Source organism: Dactylosporangium sp. NPDC000555, from assembly GCF_040300025.1.
Classification (GTDB): Bacteria; Actinomycetota; Actinomycetes; order Mycobacteriales; family Micromonosporaceae; genus Dactylosporangium.
The window spans coordinates 15,022-30,319 of the sequence record NZ_JBEPDB010000056.1 but is presented as its reverse complement, the minus strand read 5'-3'; the positions used below and the strand labels follow the sequence as shown (position 1 = coordinate 30,319).

At 69.3% G+C, this 15,298-nt stretch carries 16 protein-coding genes; 8 read left to right on the top strand and 8 right to left on the bottom strand.

Translation table 11 applies throughout. The annotated features are described in order from the left end of the window. Positions 1 to 179: 179 nt before the first annotated feature. The 3 genes from ABT297_RS28470 to ABT297_RS28460 form a co-directional block, all read right to left on the bottom strand. Positions 180 to 1,292, bottom strand: a complete 1,113-nt coding sequence (locus tag ABT297_RS28470) for a sensor histidine kinase (RefSeq protein WP_350555098.1) — start codon at positions 1,290 to 1,292, stop codon at positions 180 to 182. Positions 1,293 to 1,372: 80 nt separating this feature from the next. Further along, positions 1,373 to 2,071 (bottom strand): LPXTG cell wall anchor domain-containing protein, encoded by a 699-nt coding sequence (locus tag ABT297_RS28465; RefSeq protein WP_350555096.1) that lies wholly within the window; start codon positions 2,069 to 2,071, stop codon positions 1,373 to 1,375. A 155-nt stretch (positions 2,072 to 2,226) separates the two neighbouring features. Then, the gene (locus ABT297_RS28460; protein ID WP_350555093.1) at positions 2,227 to 2,721 is read right to left on the bottom strand and encodes a winged helix-turn-helix transcriptional regulator; all 495 of its coding nucleotides are present in this window, start codon (positions 2,719 to 2,721) and stop codon (positions 2,227 to 2,229) included. Positions 2,722 to 2,794: 73 nt separating this feature from the next. Here ABT297_RS28460 and ABT297_RS28455 point away from each other — a divergent pair, with 73 nt between their 5' ends. Both ABT297_RS28455 and ABT297_RS28450 read left to right on the top strand, forming a co-directional pair. Continuing rightward, positions 2,795 to 3,391 carry a dihydrofolate reductase family protein gene (locus ABT297_RS28455; RefSeq protein ID WP_350555090.1) on the top strand — a complete coding sequence of 199 codons (597 nt, stop codon included), beginning with the start codon at positions 2,795 to 2,797 and terminating at the stop codon, positions 3,389 to 3,391. Beyond that, positions 3,385 to 4,224 carry an MBL fold metallo-hydrolase gene (locus ABT297_RS28450; protein ID WP_350555088.1) on the top strand — a complete coding sequence of 280 codons (840 nt, stop codon included), beginning with the start codon at positions 3,385 to 3,387 and terminating at the stop codon, positions 4,222 to 4,224. The genes ABT297_RS28455 and ABT297_RS28450 overlap by 7 nt, the downstream gene beginning before the upstream one ends. On the opposite strand, the gene ABT297_RS28445 is transcribed toward ABT297_RS28450, so the two are convergent. From ABT297_RS28445 to ABT297_RS28435, 3 genes are all read right to left on the bottom strand, one after another. Continuing rightward, positions 4,164 to 4,400, bottom strand: a complete 237-nt coding sequence (locus tag ABT297_RS28445) for a hypothetical protein (RefSeq protein ID WP_350555086.1) — start codon at positions 4,398 to 4,400, stop codon at positions 4,164 to 4,166. The genes ABT297_RS28450 and ABT297_RS28445 overlap by 61 nt on opposite strands. Positions 4,401 to 4,767: 367 nt before the next feature. Continuing rightward, a complete protein-coding gene (locus ABT297_RS28440; RefSeq protein WP_350555085.1) occupies positions 4,768 to 5,964 on the bottom strand; it encodes an MFS transporter in 1,197 nt (398 codons plus the stop codon). A 399-nt stretch (positions 5,965 to 6,363) separates the two neighbouring features. Continuing rightward, positions 6,364 to 7,854 carry an aspartate ammonia-lyase gene (locus tag ABT297_RS28435; protein ID WP_350555083.1) on the bottom strand — a complete coding sequence of 497 codons (1,491 nt, stop codon included), beginning with the start codon at positions 7,852 to 7,854 and terminating at the stop codon, positions 6,364 to 6,366. A 117-nt stretch (positions 7,855 to 7,971) separates the two neighbouring features. Between ABT297_RS28435 and ABT297_RS28430 the strand changes: the two genes are divergently transcribed. The 4 genes from ABT297_RS28430 to ABT297_RS28415 are packed head-to-tail and all read left to right on the top strand — an operon-like array spanning position 7,972 to position 11,516. Further along, positions 7,972 to 8,505, top strand: coding sequence for a hypothetical protein (locus tag ABT297_RS28430; protein WP_350555081.1), 534 nt, complete (start codon positions 7,972 to 7,974; stop codon positions 8,503 to 8,505). After that, complete coding sequence (locus ABT297_RS28425; RefSeq protein ID WP_350555079.1) at positions 8,498 to 8,995, top strand: hypothetical protein; 498 nt, start codon at positions 8,498 to 8,500, stop codon at positions 8,993 to 8,995. The genes ABT297_RS28430 and ABT297_RS28425 overlap by 8 nt, the downstream gene beginning before the upstream one ends. Then, positions 8,992 to 10,251: a Zn-dependent hydrolase gene (locus tag ABT297_RS28420; protein WP_350555077.1), complete on the top strand. Its 1,260-nt coding sequence runs from the start codon at positions 8,992 to 8,994 to the stop codon at positions 10,249 to 10,251. The genes ABT297_RS28425 and ABT297_RS28420 overlap by 4 nt, the downstream gene beginning before the upstream one ends. Next, positions 10,248 to 11,516 carry a dihydroorotase gene (locus ABT297_RS28415; RefSeq protein WP_350555075.1) on the top strand — a complete coding sequence of 423 codons (1,269 nt, stop codon included), beginning with the start codon at positions 10,248 to 10,250 and terminating at the stop codon, positions 11,514 to 11,516. The genes ABT297_RS28420 and ABT297_RS28415 overlap by 4 nt, the downstream gene beginning before the upstream one ends. A gap of 23 nt (positions 11,517 to 11,539) precedes the next feature. Here ABT297_RS28415 and ABT297_RS28410 read toward each other — a convergent pair whose 3' ends face one another. Beyond that, the gene (locus tag ABT297_RS28410; RefSeq protein WP_350555073.1) at positions 11,540 to 12,136 is read right to left on the bottom strand and encodes a UbiX family flavin prenyltransferase; all 597 of its coding nucleotides are present in this window, start codon (positions 12,134 to 12,136) and stop codon (positions 11,540 to 11,542) included. Next, complete coding sequence (locus ABT297_RS28405) at positions 12,133 to 12,915, bottom strand: IclR family transcriptional regulator (protein ID WP_350555071.1); 783 nt, start codon at positions 12,913 to 12,915, stop codon at positions 12,133 to 12,135. Before ABT297_RS28405 ends, ABT297_RS28410 begins: the two co-directional genes overlap by 4 nt. A 195-nt stretch (positions 12,916 to 13,110) precedes the next feature. Here ABT297_RS28405 and ABT297_RS28400 point away from each other — a divergent pair, with 195 nt between their 5' ends. Continuing rightward, positions 13,111 to 14,517 carry a UbiD family decarboxylase gene (locus tag ABT297_RS28400; RefSeq protein ID WP_350555069.1) on the top strand — a complete coding sequence of 469 codons (1,407 nt, stop codon included), beginning with the start codon at positions 13,111 to 13,113 and terminating at the stop codon, positions 14,515 to 14,517. After that, entirely contained in the window at positions 14,514 to 15,281 is a 768-nt protein-coding gene (locus ABT297_RS28395) for a maleate cis-trans isomerase family protein (RefSeq protein ID WP_350555067.1), read from the top strand. The genes ABT297_RS28400 and ABT297_RS28395 overlap by 4 nt, the downstream gene beginning before the upstream one ends. Positions 15,282 to 15,298: the final 17 nt, after the last annotated feature.

The window sequence follows — 15,298 nt, the reverse complement described above, 5'->3', positions numbered from 1 at the left end:
CTCACGCCGCCACCTGCGCTTCGCTCCGGCGGCGGCGTGAGGCGAACCTGTGTTCATCGTGAGCGGCCACTCCGCTGCGCTCCGTACCGCTCACGCCGCCACCTGCGCTTCGCTCCGGCGGCGGCGTGAGGCGAACCTGTGTTCATCGTGAGCGGCCACTCCGCTGCGCTCCGTACCGCTCACGGTCCGTCCCAGGGCAGGTGCGCGGCCACGACCCAGCGGTCGCCGTCCGGACCGGCGGTCAGCGTGCCGCCGAGCAGTGCCGCCCGCTCGTGCATGCCGATGAGCCCGGCCCCGTCCCCGCTGGGCGTGTGCCGCGCGAGCCCGGAGCGGACCCGGATGTCCACGGCCCCCGCCGTACACACCACCTCCGCGGTGACCGGGCCGCCGTCGCCGTGCTTGAGGGCGTTGGTCAGCGACTCCTGGACGATGCGGTACGCCGCCAGGTCCACGCTCACCGGCACGTCCCCGGTCGCGCCGCGCACCTCGAGCGTGACCGGCAGCCCGGCGCGCGCGACGAGGTCGTCCAGCGCGGCGAGCCCGCCGGGGGAGTGCTCGGGCAGGGCGGCCGGTTCGCGGAGGAACCCGATCATCCGCCGCATCTCGGCCAGGCCCTGAACGCTGTTCTCCCGGATCACCGTGAGCGCCTGCCGGGTGCCGTCCGGGCCCAGGTCGGCCGACAGCGCCGCGGTGGCGTGGATCGCCACGGCGCTGAGGTGGTTGGCGATCACGTCGTGCAGCTCGCGGGCCATGCCGGCCCGCTCGGCCGCGACCGCGTTGGCCCGGTCGGCCTCGGCGAGCCGGGCGACCTGCTCGGCCGAGCGGCGCGCGGCGGCCGCCTGGTCGCGGTGGTGCCGCACGTGGATGCCGGTCAGCACCGGCACCACGGTCACGAGGGCGAGCAGCACGGCGAGCCCGAGCGCCCGGACGTCGCGCAGCACGACGAGACACAGGGCGGCCGTGATCACGGACCCGACGACTGACGCGGCCAGCAGCACCCGGGCGAGGGCCGCGCGCCCGTGCACGCAGGCGTCGTACAGCACCTGGGTGTACACCAGCGGCGTGGCGAGCGAGGGCCCGATCGCGATGTCGGCCGCCACCGCCGCGGTGCCGACCAGCACGGAGGCCAGCGGCGCGGTCCGGCGCAGCAGCAGTGCCCCGCAGCACACCGCGAGCGGCACGAACAACCACGCCGGCGCGACGCTGGCCTGATACTGCCCGGTCGCGAACATCAGCGCGCCGGCACCCAGCCCGCTGCCGGCGAGCACGAGATCGACGACGCGCCCTTGCACACCCCGATTCCACCATCCGGGCGTACGCCGGGGAAATGCGACCAAGGATGTACGCACCCGTCTCCCCGGCGCCGGGGTTCCTACCGCTCGGGCGTCACCAGCCTGATTCGCCTGCGGCGGGCGACCAGGAACAGCGCGACGCCGGCGGCGACGAGCGCGGCGCCGACGCCGGCATAGAGGCCGGTCCGGTCGCCGGTGACCGGCAGGCCCGGGGCGGGGCTGGCGCTCGGCCTCGCGGTGCCGGCCGAGGACGAAGCCGAGGCCGAGGGCGATGCCGATGCGGAGGCGGAGGACTGGCCGCCGGTCGGCGCAGTCACGTTCACGGTGAGGGCGGCGTGGTCGTTGCTGTTGTCGCGGTCCTCGCGGCCACCGTCGGCAAAGAACAACACGCCGGCGCCCGGGTGCGCGTCGATGATCTTCAGGTTGAACTCGAAGCTCACGGAGGCGCCGACGGCCAGTCCGCCGGTGGCGGTGCAGTAATACCGGTTGGTGGTGCTGTGGCTGACGCAGCCGGCCGGGATGGGGGCGGCGAACTCCGTGCCCGTGGGCCGCTCGATGACCGCTTCCCGCACGACGTCGGCGGCCTGCGGGCCGTTGCTGCGGACAGTCAGCTTGACCGGCACGATCGCGCCGACCGCGCCGGAGACGGTCACCTCGGCGATCCCCAGGTCGAACGTGTCAGGTTCCTGGGCGAGGGCCGGCGCGGTGCCGAACGCACCGAACGCGACGACGGCTGCGCCCGCCACGAAGGCAAGGCGGGGCCGAAGTGAATTTGGCATCGGGGGTGCTCCATGATCTTCTGATGAGGACCGGCAGAGCATACAGATCATGATGTACCAGCGGTACATCCTCCGGGGCACCTTCGGCTGGACCGCACAGGCGGACGCTGATGCCTGACGGGCGGATACGTGATCATGCGAACGGGACTTCCCAATCAGTCGACTCGGTCCTGCTCGGCGGCGGCGTAGGCGGCGCTGAGTCGCTCGAACGCGCCCGGGCCGTCGTGCGGCCTCGGCGGGGCGCCGAGGTGGCGAACGCGGAGCTCGTCCATGAGCTCCTCGATGAATGCCGGACCCTCATCGCGCATGAACCGCTGCCGGCTTCGGAGCTCGGCGCTGCCGGAGCACCAGTCGAGGCCCCAGTTGCCGAGAGCATAGATGATCGGCAGCGTCTGGATGCCGGCTTCGGTGAGGCTGAAGCGCGCGCGCTGCCCGCGGGCCGCGGTGCCGCGGGTGAGGATCCCCGCATCGACGAGCCGCTTGAGGCGGTCGGCGAGGATGTTCGAGGCGATGCCCTCAATCGACCCGGTGAGCAGCGCACGGAAGTATCGGCGGTCGCCGAAGATGACGTCGCGCAGCACGATCAACGACCAGCGATCTCCGAGCACCTCGACGGCGGCGTTGATCGGACACCCGGACCGTGGTTCCACGACTCCTCCTTGACGGGCATGTCGTTCCCAATATAGTGGTTGCAGTTTGCAATCACTATGGGAAGGGGAGACGATGGGTCGCTTCGTGTATTGGATGAACGTGTCCCTCGACCTGCGGATCGAGCAAGTTCCCGGGGACAACGGTGCGGGCGAGTGGCTGCGCATCGGCGAGGAACTGCACCGCGAGTTCAACGCGCGGGCGCGGGCGCTCGCGCTGATGGTCCAGGGCCGGGTCGTCTACGAGACGATGGAGGAATATTGGCCGCGGGCGCGCGAGGACGCGTCGCTGCCGGACGTCCTGCGTGAATACGGCGAGATCTGGACCGCGAAGCCCAAGGTGCTCGTTTCCCGCACCCGCCGCAGCGCCGGCCACAACACCCGGATCATCGGCGGAGACGACGCGATCGAGCAGCTCGCCGCCCTTCGTGCCCAGACCGGCGGCACCATCGGTGTGGGCGGCGCGGCGCTCGCCACCCAGCTGCTGCGCGCCAAGCTGCTCGACGAGCTGCTGCTCTTCACCCATCCCGCGATCCTCGGCTTCGGCAGGCCGCTGTTCGACGAGTACGACGTGCCGATCGAGCTTGACCTGCTCGAGCAGCGCTCGTTCGAGCAGGGCGTCACGATGCACCGCTACGCGATCCGCGATGAGCTCGAGGCCAGCCCATGCTGAGGCCGGTCGCGGAGGGTGTGCTGGTCCACGAGAGCGAGTTCTGCCAGAGCAACGCCGTGGTCGTGCAGGGCGGGGCCGGTGTGTTGCTCATCGACGCCGGGGTGCTTGGCGGTGAAATGGCCTGCCTCGCGGACGACCTTCGCGAGCTGGGCCAGACCGTAATGGCGGGGTTCTCCACGCATCCGCACTGGGATCACCTGCTCTGGCACGCCCGTCTCGGCGAGGCGCCCCGCTACGGCACGTCCCGCTGCGCGGACACTGTCCGAGCTCGCCTGTCGGACGCGGGTGCGAAGGCCCGCGTCGCTCGGACGATACCGCCGGACATCGCCGAGCAGGTACCGCTGGACCTGCTCGGCCTCATCACCGCTCTGCCCGCCGAGACGACGCGGATTCCCTGGGACGGCCCGCAAGTCCGGATCATCGAGCATCAGGCGCATGCCCCGGGCCACGCGGCGCTGTTGATCGAGGAACGCGGAGTTCTCGTCGCCGGCGACATGCTTTCCGATGTCTTGATTCCGATGCTCGACCTGAACGGCGCTGACCCGATCGAGGACTACCTCGCCGCGCTGGGCCTGTTCGAGGGCGTGGCGGGCGACGTGGATGTCCTCATCCCCGGCCACGGGTCCGCCGGCGGAGCTGATCAGGTACGCGCGCGGATCGACCAGGATCGGGCGTACGTGCGGGCATTGCGTGACGCCCATGTCCCCAGCGACCCGCGGATCGGCCCATCGGCCAAGGACGGCTGGGACTGGGTGGCCGGGATACACGAAGGTCAACTCCAGCGTCTCGCCCGCGAGTCGGTCTCGGTGACGAGCCAGCCGCCGGCGAGGTAGTCGAGGCCGTCGATCGGGTTGCCGAGTCTGGCGGCGCTGACCAGGATGTTGTCGCCGTGGCGCGCGAGCCATTCCACCGCTTCCCGTACTGAGTACCACTCCCGCGCAGCGAGCGGCACGTGGAGACCCGACTCGCGTTCCAGCGCGTCGATCCAGCCCGCCAGGACAGGGTCCACCGACGGCCTGAGGCCGATTGTTCGGTATGCGTCAGTATGCCACCACACGGGCGGAGACCTCCTCGAAACAGGTCGCCATGCTTGCATATCAACTGCGCGCTCATCGACAGATGAGTGAGTTGATCAAGTATTCCCACCGGTCGAGCCGTGATCGGTTGCTCGCTGGACTTGCGTCCTGACGGCATGGGCGACTCTCGATGTCGGCGGTGGACATCGACGGCACCGCCCGACTCGTGAGCCTTGGCGACCTCATCGTTGGGCGTTTCGGCGATGACCTTTCTGGTATTCGGTGACGTTGCCACGGTTGCGCGCCGGGCTGGTGGAGGCGGCCGTCTGGATGTGCGCGACGGGTTGCTGGTGCAGCGTTTTACGCCGTGCTGTTGCGGCGCCTTCCTCGCTTCGATGAGCGGGCCGCGGCCACGGCGAGCAGCCCGACGCAGGCTGCGCTGGTCACGAGGAGGCCCTTGCTGACCCCGGCGAGGGCCATGAGGCGCCCGACAGCGGGCGGGCCGAGCGTGCTCGCGGTCGAATTGGCGCTCTCGCGCATGGACAGCGCCAGCGCCCGCTGGTCGTGCGTCGCACCGTCGGTCAGCGTGGCCAGGATGACTGGCAGGCTCAGGCCCATCGCGAGCCCGACGAGCGCCGCCGATAGGAACGCACTGACCGGCCCGTTGAGCCACGGCGCCAGGCCCAGGCCCACAGTGCCGAGGCCGAGCGACACGATCCCCAGCTTGATGACTCCCAGTGTCCGGGACAGCCGGCCGGTGCTGAGGGAGGACAGTGTGGTGACGCCGCCCTTGGCCGCGATCACGAAGCCCACGAGCCCGGGGGTCAGGCCGTGGGCGACCAGGATCAGTGGCACGAACGCACTCCACGCGGAGGCCACGGACAACCGGGTGAAGGTCAGGAGCATGGCAGTCTGGACGCCAGGTACGTGTAGTAGCCGCATCGCCTGCCGGTAGCTGCCCGAGGAGCCGGTCGGCCGCGTGGCGGGAGCGAGATCGGGTAACCGCAGCGCAAGGAGTGCGAAAAGGATGCTGTAGACGGCTCCGAAGAGGAAACCGGCGGTTGCTCCCGCAGCCTCGGTTGCCACCCCGGCGAGTAGGGCGGCCAGCATCTGACCCGCGCCGACGAAGAATCCGAACCGGCCGGCGTGACTGGCCCGCTCCGCCTCGGTGCCGATGCCCGTCAGGTACCCCTGCGAGGAGACCCACGCCATCGTCCGGGTGCACCCCATGACGAACTGGAGCGCGATGAGCAGCAGGAAGTGCCCGACGAGCATAAAAGCGAGGGACAGTACCGCCGTGGCGATCGCTGCCAACACGAAGCTTCGGCGCGGCCCGTAGCGGTCGATGAACGAGCTGAGCGGGATCGCAAGCAGCGCCGGCCCCACCGAACCGGCACCCATGACCAGGCCGACCTTGTCGACCGACAGCCCGAGCTCATGACAGCGCAGTGCCAGTACGAACGTCAAGAGTTCCAGGAAGCCCAGCCCGTAGGCGCCGAGCACGTAACTGCCGAGCACCGCGGAGCGCGGCACGCCGTCCGCCCGTTCCGTGAGCACGCGCGTCAACTGCGTACGGGACGGGGTTCCGGCCGACCTGCCGGAGTCGTCCGCAGCCCGGCCCAACGGTCGTGGACCTGTCCTGCCTCCCAGGCGGGCGCATCGGTCGCGCGCGGGTGTTCCGTGCCCAGCGGCATCGTGGCTTCGAGTCTGACCTTGGTGGTGAGGTCGCGGTCGTGTTTCACGACGGACGCATGCAGGTTGTGGGGGCGCCTTGCACGACGACGAAGTCCTTGTCGAACTGAGCTCGGGTAGCGGTCGCCCGCTGCACGTGGGTTTGAACGGTGAGTGTCGAGTCGAGCGGCCACGGTACGTCTCGCTTTCGTCGGCCGGTCGCTGAACGCTCCGGAACGCATGTGTTTCGATCTATGGAATGTCGGTGGGGGAGTCGCAACAGCGCTATTCGCTCCCCTGTGTCGTGGTGACCTGACCATCGCGGCGACGGCCGGTGAGCGCGTCGATCATGAGGTACTGGTTCACGTTCTCTTCGCTGAGCAGTCCGGCCTCGACGGCAAGCTCGGCGACGGGTCGTCCACTCGCGAGCGCCTGTTTCGCGAGTGTCGCCGCCATGTGGTAGCCGATCGCCGGGGCAAGTGCCGTTACGACACTCACCGAAACATGCGCGGCCGACGCCAGGCGGTCGCGATTGGCGCCGATCCCCTCGACGCAATACAGCCGCAGCGCACGGCAGGCGTTGCCGAGCCACCGGAGGTTCTGCAGAAGCGCTTGCGCCATGATCGGCTCGAAGGCATTGAGCTGCAGCTGGCCGCCCTCGGCGGCGAGTGTGACGGTCACGTCGTTGCCCGCGATCGAGAAGGCGACCTGGTTGACGACCTCAGGGATCACCGGATTCACCTTGCCGGGCATGATCGATGAGCCGGCCTGGCGCGGCGGCAGCGTGATCTCGGCGAAACCGGCCTGCGGTCCGGACGACAGCAGCCGTAGGTCGTTGCAAATCTTGGAGAGTTTGATCGCCGAGCGCTTGAGGACGCCCGAGACGGTCATGTAGACGCCGGTGTCCGAAGTTGCCTCGACGAGGTCGGTTGCCGTGGTGATCGGCAGGCCGGTGATCTCCCGGAGGTGCCGGCTGACGGCGGCCGCGTAGAGCGGATGGGCCGTGATTCCGGTACCGATCGCGGTGGCGCCGAGGTTGATCTCGCAGAGCAGGGGGATGGTCTCCGCGAGCCGGAGGCAATCCTCGGCGATCGTGACCGAGAATCCGGTGAACTCCTGGCCGAGGGTCATGGGGACCGCGTCCTGCAGCTGCGTGCGGCCGATCTTCACGACGTCCCAGAACTCCTGTCCCTTGGCTTTGAAAGCAAGTCCAAGAGCGTCGAGTTCGCCGATGAGGCGAGCAATGCCGGTACACAACGCGATTTTGAGGGCGGTCGGATAGACGTCGTTGGTCGACTGTCCCCGGTTGACGTCATCGATGGGGTGGATCCGGGAGTAGTCGCCTCTGGCGTGGCCTGCGATCTCGAGGGCCCGGTTCGCGATCACCTCGTTCGCGTTCATGTTCGTACTCGTTCCCGCGCCGCCCTGCACGATGTCGACGACGAACTGCTCGTCCCAGAGTCCGCGCCGCACCTCATCCGCGGCTGTCTCGATGAGCAGGGCCTTCTCCGCGTCCATGGTGCCGATCTCGGCGTGCGTTCGGGCCGTGGCGCGCTTGACGGCGCCGAGGGCATGGACAAGGTCGGGGTAGACCGAGATCGGCCGGTCGGAGATGGCGAAGTTCTCCAGCGCCCGGGCGGTATGGATGCCCCAGTACGCGGTCGCGGGGACCGGGAGGGAGCCGAGCGAGTCCGTCTCGACGCGGAATCCGGCAACGTCCAACTGATTGGAGCCGGGTGCGTCCGAATCGACAGCGTTCAGGGGTGTCTGGTCCAAGGCTCTTCCTCTTCCTGAGCGGCTACGCTTACCATATACCGTACTATGAAGGTCACTTCCGTAGAATGAAAGCGCACGGGAGTCGGCCCTGAAGAGAAGGGCGACACGATGGTCGGGATGGTGGCTCACTCCCACCCGGATGGCGGGGCGCTGTTCGACCGCGACCCCGGGGTGATCGCGACAGAACTCGCCGCCGACCTGAGCGCTACGTGGATCGGACCGCTCGCCGACGAGGGGCACGAGGAGTGGATGTCACGGCCATCCACGCTCCGCCGTGTCGCCGCGGCGCTCGCCGATGGCGTCAGCCCGCGCGAAACCCGCATCGTCTGCGTGGGACCAGGAGCCGAGGTGCTCGGTGCCGCGGTCTCCCTCGCCACAGGTCTGTCCTTTGTCGCTGTCGCCGTGCACGGTGACGCGGAGGAGCGCTTCGGACACGTCTACGACGGCGAGCGGGTCGCCGTGATCGGCGTGCGACTGGCGGCGGCGGATGTTCTCGACGACTACGTCCGGCGGCACGCACTCACTGTCGGCAGCGTGCAGACCGTTGTCACCGACGGCGACCGGCCGGCGTCGCCGGAGATCCGCGCATTGTTCAAAGTGGACGGCGATGTGAAGATCGTCGCGAGTGAAGGGACACTCCAGCATGGTTGACGAGCTGGCCGCAATGGCGTCGCTCATCGATTCACTGACGGTACGCACCGGTTCGAGCACCTGGGTCGATGCCGCCTCCCAGCCTGCGACTCTCGACCGGATCGGCCGGCTCATCGCCGACGCACTCCGCCCACGCGAGCCGGAGGCGATCGGTTGCTGGCTCGCCGAGGACGACACCGTGCTGGCTCACTCCGTGGCAGTGCATCTGGGGTTGCCCGTGCTCCGGGTCAATGACGATCTCGGCCGGATGAGCCTCGTGCCGGACAGGGGGCTGCGGGTGTCCAGCGCGGTCGTCGTGTCTCCACTATGGACAAGGCAAAAATCATCGGTCGCCCTCATCGCCTTCTTCGTCAATCGCGGCATCGCGGTCAGGGCCGCGGTCTCGCTCGTCGGCACAGTGGAGCCGCAGCACGCGACGGACGGGGTCGAGCGGATCGTGCTCGGCAAGTCGCAGCGTCCGGACCGGAACGCAGCGGGGGAAGCGTGGTGAAGACGCTGGTCCGCCCGGACAACATCGATCGGCTCATCGCACGCTTCGCCGAGATCAGCGAGGGGGGTCCCGGCGTCACACGGCTTGCCTACTCGCCATTGGAGCGCGAGGCACATGCTGTGTTCGCCGAGGAGATGACGCGCCTCGGTGCGACCGTGACCGGGGATGCCGTCGGCAACTCGATCGCCGAACTGCCGCCCACGACCGGGGGGCAGATGGCCGCGATCGGCACCGGTTCCCACCTCGACTCGGTCCCCGTCGGCGGGCGGTTCGACGGGATCGCCGGCGTGTGCGCAGGGATCGAGGTGGCACGCGCCGTCGTTGAGGCCGGACTTGAGCGCAACCGCCCGTGGCGGATAGTGGCCTTCGCCGCGGAGGAGGGCGCGCGGTTCGGTCAGGCCTGCAACGGCAGCCGGGCGGTGGCGGGACTCAGCACCCCGGAAGGGCTGGCCGCCCTGCACGACAAGAACGGAGTCACGCTCGCCGAGGCGATGCGATCGCTCGGCCTCGCGCCGGAGCGCTGCCGCGAGGCTACCTGGGACCGGGCGGACTGGTGCGCGTTCGTGGAGCTCCACATCGAACAGGGGAACCTGCTCGAGTCGTCCGGGCTTCCGATCGGAGTCGTCGACGTCATCTCCGGCAGCAGTCGCCTGCTCGTGCGCATCGAGGGGACCGCCTCCCACACCGGGGGAACCCCGATGTACCTGCGGCGCGATGCGCTTGCGGCGGCCGCCGAGTGCGTGCTGGTCTGTGAGCGGATCGCGGGCGACAGCCGCCACCGCGGCACCAGGGTGACGGTCGGCCGCCTCGAGGTCCAGCCCGGCTCGGTCACGACGATTCCCGGCGAGGTGGTCTTCAGTGTCGACGTGCGCGATCTCGACAACGCCCGGCAGCGCGAGACCGTCGAGGAACTGATCGGGCGCTTCGGCGGGATCGTCGAGCGGCGGCGGGTCAGGCTCGTTGTCGAGCGCACCGGTGACACCTCGCCGGTGATGCTGCCGTCCTGGCTCGCCGGTGAGATTGTCAGTGCGGCCGGCGCGGAGGGATACGCGTATCGGGTGATGTCGAGCGGAGCCAGCCATGACAGCCAGCAGGTCAACCGGATCGCGCCGACAGGGATGATTTTTGTGCCGAGCCGCGACGGACTCAGCCATGTGCCGCAGGAGTGGACGACGTCTGAGGAGCTGTCGGCAGGTGCGGCTGTGCTGCTCGCGACCCTGCTCCGGCTCGACGCCCGATCGGAGGCAGCCCGATGACCGGGCTGCCGTTCGTCGGGGACCTGGGTCCGCTGCGGATCGAGGGTGTACGGCTGACCGGCGAGTCGACTCCCGTGACGGTCACGGTCGAGGACGGTGTCATCAAGGACATCGCCCCGGCAGCCAGGACGTCGGCGCCGCTCAGGCTGATCCTCCCCGGGTTCGTCGACCTTCACACGCACCTTCGTCAACCAGGGTTTGAGGCATCCGAGACGATCGCGACCGGTACCCGGGCAGCCGCCGCGGGCGGCTACACCGATGTCTTCGCGATGGCGAACACCGATCCGGTCACCGACACGGTCGAGCGGGTCGAGGCGATGCGCGGCATGGCAGACGGGGCGAGCGCGAGGGTGCACCCGAACGCGGCGGCGACCCGGGGATTGGCCGGTGGTGAGCTCGTTGACGTACGGGCGCTGCGCGAGTGCGGGGTCACCGTGTTCTCCGATGACGGCAGGTGTGTCGAAAACGAGGCCCTCGTCCACGATCTGCTCGTACAACTCGCCGAGGCGGGCGGCATGTTCGCCCAGCACGCACAGAGCACGGCACTCGTCGGCCCCGGAGTCGTGAACAGCCGCGTGGCCGAGGCCGTCGGCTGCGCGGGTTGGCCGCCCGTAGGGGAGGAGGCGATCGTTGCCCGCGACATCGCCATCGCCCGCGCTACAGGGGGCCGGCTGCACATCTGCCACGTCTCGACGCGGCGCTCGGTCGACCTGATTCGTTGGGCCAAGTCCGTCGGGGCGCCGGTCAGCGCCGAGGTCGCTCCGCACCACCTCCTGCTCACCGACGAAGACGCCGTACGGCGTGGCCCCGCGCTCAAGGTCAATCCGCCGCTGCGCAGCCGCGACGACGTCGAGGCGCTGCGGGAGGCCGTGCGCGACGGGACGATCGACGCCATCGGTACGGATCACGCACCGCACCCGGCGGAGGCGAAAAGCCGGCCGTGGGAGACGGCGGCGTTCGGGTTGACGGCGATCGAGACGGCGCTGCCGATCGTCGCGGAAGTGCTGCGGACGCCGCACGGGGTCGACTGGCCGAGGCTCGTCGAGGTCATGTCGGCGACGCCCGCTCGCCACGGCGGTGTGGCCGCGCCGCGGATCGAGGTGGGCGCCGACGCGGACTTCTGTGTGGTCGAGGAGGGCGGACCATGGCAGGTCCGCGCGGACGAGCACCACAGCCGCTCGCGCAACACCCCCTTCGACGGCCTCGCGGTCGGGCATCGCGTCATATGCACGGTGCTGGCCGGGCGCGTCACCCACTCCGTCTGACGGCCGCGGGTTCGGCTGCGGGCTCAGGCATCGGCCGTGGCGCCGTTCCAGCGCCGCGTGCCCGCCACGAAGACCCCGAGCTGCTCAAGAGCCCGGCGGCAGGAGTGGTCCACCACCTCGTCCACGGAGGACGGCAGGGTGTAGAGCGCCGGGACGGGCGGGTAGATGATCGCGCCGGACTCCGCGGCGAGGGTCATGAGCCGCAGATGCCCGCGGTGCAGCGGAGTCTCTCGGACCATGAGGACGAGCGGACGGCGCTCCTTGAGCGTGACGTCCGCGCTTCGGGTGATGAGGTTGTCGTCGTAGGAGTTCGCGATCGCGGACAGCGTCTTGATGGAGCAGGGCGCGACGATCATTCCGGCGGTGACGAACGAACCGCTTGAGATCGCGGCGCCGAGGTCGTTGTCCTGGTACACCACGCCGGCGAGGTCGAGCACGTCGCGCACCTGGATGCCGAGCTCGGAGTGGATCGTGCTGCGCGCACCCCGGCTCACCACCAGGTGCACCTCGATGTCGTCCAGTTCGCGGCAAATCTGCAGTGTGCGCAGGCCGAATACGGCCCCGGAGGCGCCGGTGATCCCGACAACGATCCGCCGCGGCAGGTTCTGTGCCGCGCTCATGACGGGGCGATCGAGGTTGAGCCGAGACGGGTGGGCGTCCCACCGATGGCGAGCGTGATCTCCTCGGCGGTCGTCACGACAGCTCGGATGATCCGGTCGCGTAGGTCCTGCGGCCGGCTGCGCTCCTGCGGAGTGGTGAGCGCGAGGCCGGCGACGACCGCGCCGGTCGAATTGTGGATCGGCGCGGCAGCCGCCCAGACGTCGAGGTCGAACTCGTTGTCGCACACGTCGTAGCCGTACTCCCGGATGTTCTTCAGCCGCGCGATGACCTCTGTCACGTTCGCCGGCGTGCCGGGAGCGTGCTTGACGAAGGTCAGCTGTTCGAGCAGGACGGCGACCTCGGCCTCGGGCAATTCGCTGTACAGCACGCGCGCCGACGCGGCAGCGTGGAGCGGGACCGCCTGGCCCACCGCGACGGAGAGGTGGAGGGGACGGCGGGTCTCGGAGAGTGCGACGCACACCGCACGTCCGTCGATGAGTTGTGTCATGAGCACCGTCTCGTTGAACTGCTCGCTGAGCGCCTGGAGGTTGACGCGCGCGGTGGAGGCGAGCGTGTCGCGGCGCGCCAGCGCGGCCATCCGCTGGAGGCGTCGCCCGGAGAAGTACTGCAGGGTTGTCGGGTCGCGCCGAACGAACTCCTCCTTCATCAGCAGCGCGAGGATCCGGTGGGTCGTCGGCAGGGGATAGCCGAGCTTCTCACTCACCTGCGTGAGCGAGTAGCCCTCCTGCGCCTCCGCGATCAGGGAGAGCACTTCAAGGGTGCGAACGACAACGTTCACCAGCCGGAACCTTCCTCATGGATCTTCTGGCGTCCGATACGGGCCGTATCGGACAGGTGGCCATCGTGCCACGGAACCGCGCTCCACAACGGTTGACACCGTCTTTGATGACCATGCTTTAATGCTTCCATCTTCAGGAAGACACTTTCATTATACGAAAGCGACGGGAAGAGCGCCATGCCGGTGTGGAGAGACTTGCGGGAGTTCGTAGCGGCCCTGGAGGACCGCGGCGACCTCGTCCGCATCCAGGACGAGGTCGACTGGGAGTATCAGGCGGTCGCACTCACCCGCCAGAGCTCGGACATCGAAGGGCCGGCACTGCTCTTCGAGCGGATGCGCGACAGCGAGTTCCCCTGCTTGAGCGGCCTGTTCGGTGCCTCACGTCGCGTAGCGCTCGCACTCGGCCACGACTACCACTACCTGCTGCGCAACTTCGGCGAGCTCGAGAGCCGGACGATCGCGCCCGAGCCCTACGCCGGGCCGGCTCCCTGTCAGGAGGTCGTCGTGCAGGGCGACGACATCGACGTGCTCTCCCTGCCACTGCTGCGGCACTTCGAACTCGACGGCGGCCGCTACCTCACGGCCGGGCTCCAGGTCGCGCGGGATCCCGACACCGGCGTCGCGAACGTCTCGATCCACCGTCAGCTTCCGCTGGACCGGACGCACCTCACCGTGTTCGCCCCGCCCGGCCGCCATCTCCGTACGATCATCGAGCGCTGGAACGACCGTGGCCAAGCGGCCGGCATCGCGGTCGTCATCGGGGCGGAACCGGTCACCCAGATCGCGTCTCAGGCCCGGGCACCGTACGGCGTCGACGAGTTCGCGATCGCGGGCGGGATGCGTGGCGCGCCCGTCGAGATGGTGCGGTGCAAAACGATCGACGTTGACGTGCCGGCGACCGCGGAAATCATCATCGAGGGCGTCATCGAGCCTGGCCGGCTCGAGTCCGACGGGCCGTTCGGCGAGTACCCGGGCACGTACAGCGCGGCCAAGCCGGCGCCGGTCATGCGGGTCACGGCGATCACGCATCGACGGGGCGGGATGTACCAGAACACGCTCACCGGCAGCCCCATGACGGAGAACCACTGGATGATGCAGCCGAGCGCGACGGCACTGGCGTACCGCGAGGCGCTCAAGATCACCCCGGAGATCCGGTCCATCAACGTCACGCCGGGCGGGACGACCCGCCACCACGTCGTCGTCTCCATGCTCAAGCGGCACCCCGCCGAGGCTCGCAACGTCATGCTCGCGCTCCTGGCCAGCACGATCGGCGCCAAGCTGGTGGTCGTCGTGGACGAGGACATCGATCCCTTCGACCCGCAGCAGGTGGAGTGGGCCGTCAACACCCGTATGCAGCCGGACCAGGACGTGGTGATCCTGCCGAACCTGTACAGCCCGACGCTCGACCCATCGGCCCCGGCTGCGCGTACGAGCGCGAAGATGGGCATCGACGCGACCGCGCCGCTCGGTGAGGAGCGGCGGATGTACGAGCCGCCGATGGTCCTCGGGCTGGGGGGTTGGCCGCTGCAAGCGGTACTGGACCGGGCCGGCTGGACGATGCCGGACGCCGGTGGCTACCTCTCGGCACGGGCGGCCCGATGATCGAGCAGGCGCGCGTTGCGCCGGGGCGTCCCGGCATCTACGGCTGGAGGGCCCGCATCGGCCTCATTCTCCCCGCAGACAACGTCCTCATGGAACCCGAGCTCAACGCGTTGCGCATCGACGGCGTGACCTTCCACGGCCTGCGCCTGACCGCCACCGAGCCGGACCGCATGCGCAACCAGGCGGTCGAGCTCGCCGGCACCCTCGTCGAGCTGGGGCTCGACGCGGCTGTGTACGCGTGCGCCGAGACCAGCTTCAACGGCGGCAGCGAGGTGCGGCAGTCCCTGGCCGGTCTTGTCGCAGCCGGATGCGGCCTGCCCACCGTCACGGCGACGGACGCGATGCTGGCGGCGGCGGCACATCTCGGGATCACGAACGCCGCGGTCGTCACGCCGTACAACGACGACTCGGGCCGCCACTTCGAGGAGACCCTCCGGGGCAACGGCATCCGCATCGCCTCCGCGCTCCATCGGGACTTCGCCCGTGAGTCCGACGACGCGCGGGTCTGGTACCTGACCAACCGGCAGCCGCCGAGCGAGGTGTACGCGATGGCACGCAAGGCCGACGTCTTCGACGCGGACGGGATCGTCATCGCGGCGACGAACCTCCCCACGTTCGACATCATCGATCATCTGGAGCGCGATGCCGGCAAGCCGGTCATCACGAGCAACCAGAGCATCGTCTGGTGGCTGCTTCGCCAGCTCAAGATCTCCACGGCCGCGATGAACCTCGGCAGTCTGATGCGCTCCAGGGGGGCGGCATGAGCGGTCCGGAGCGAAGC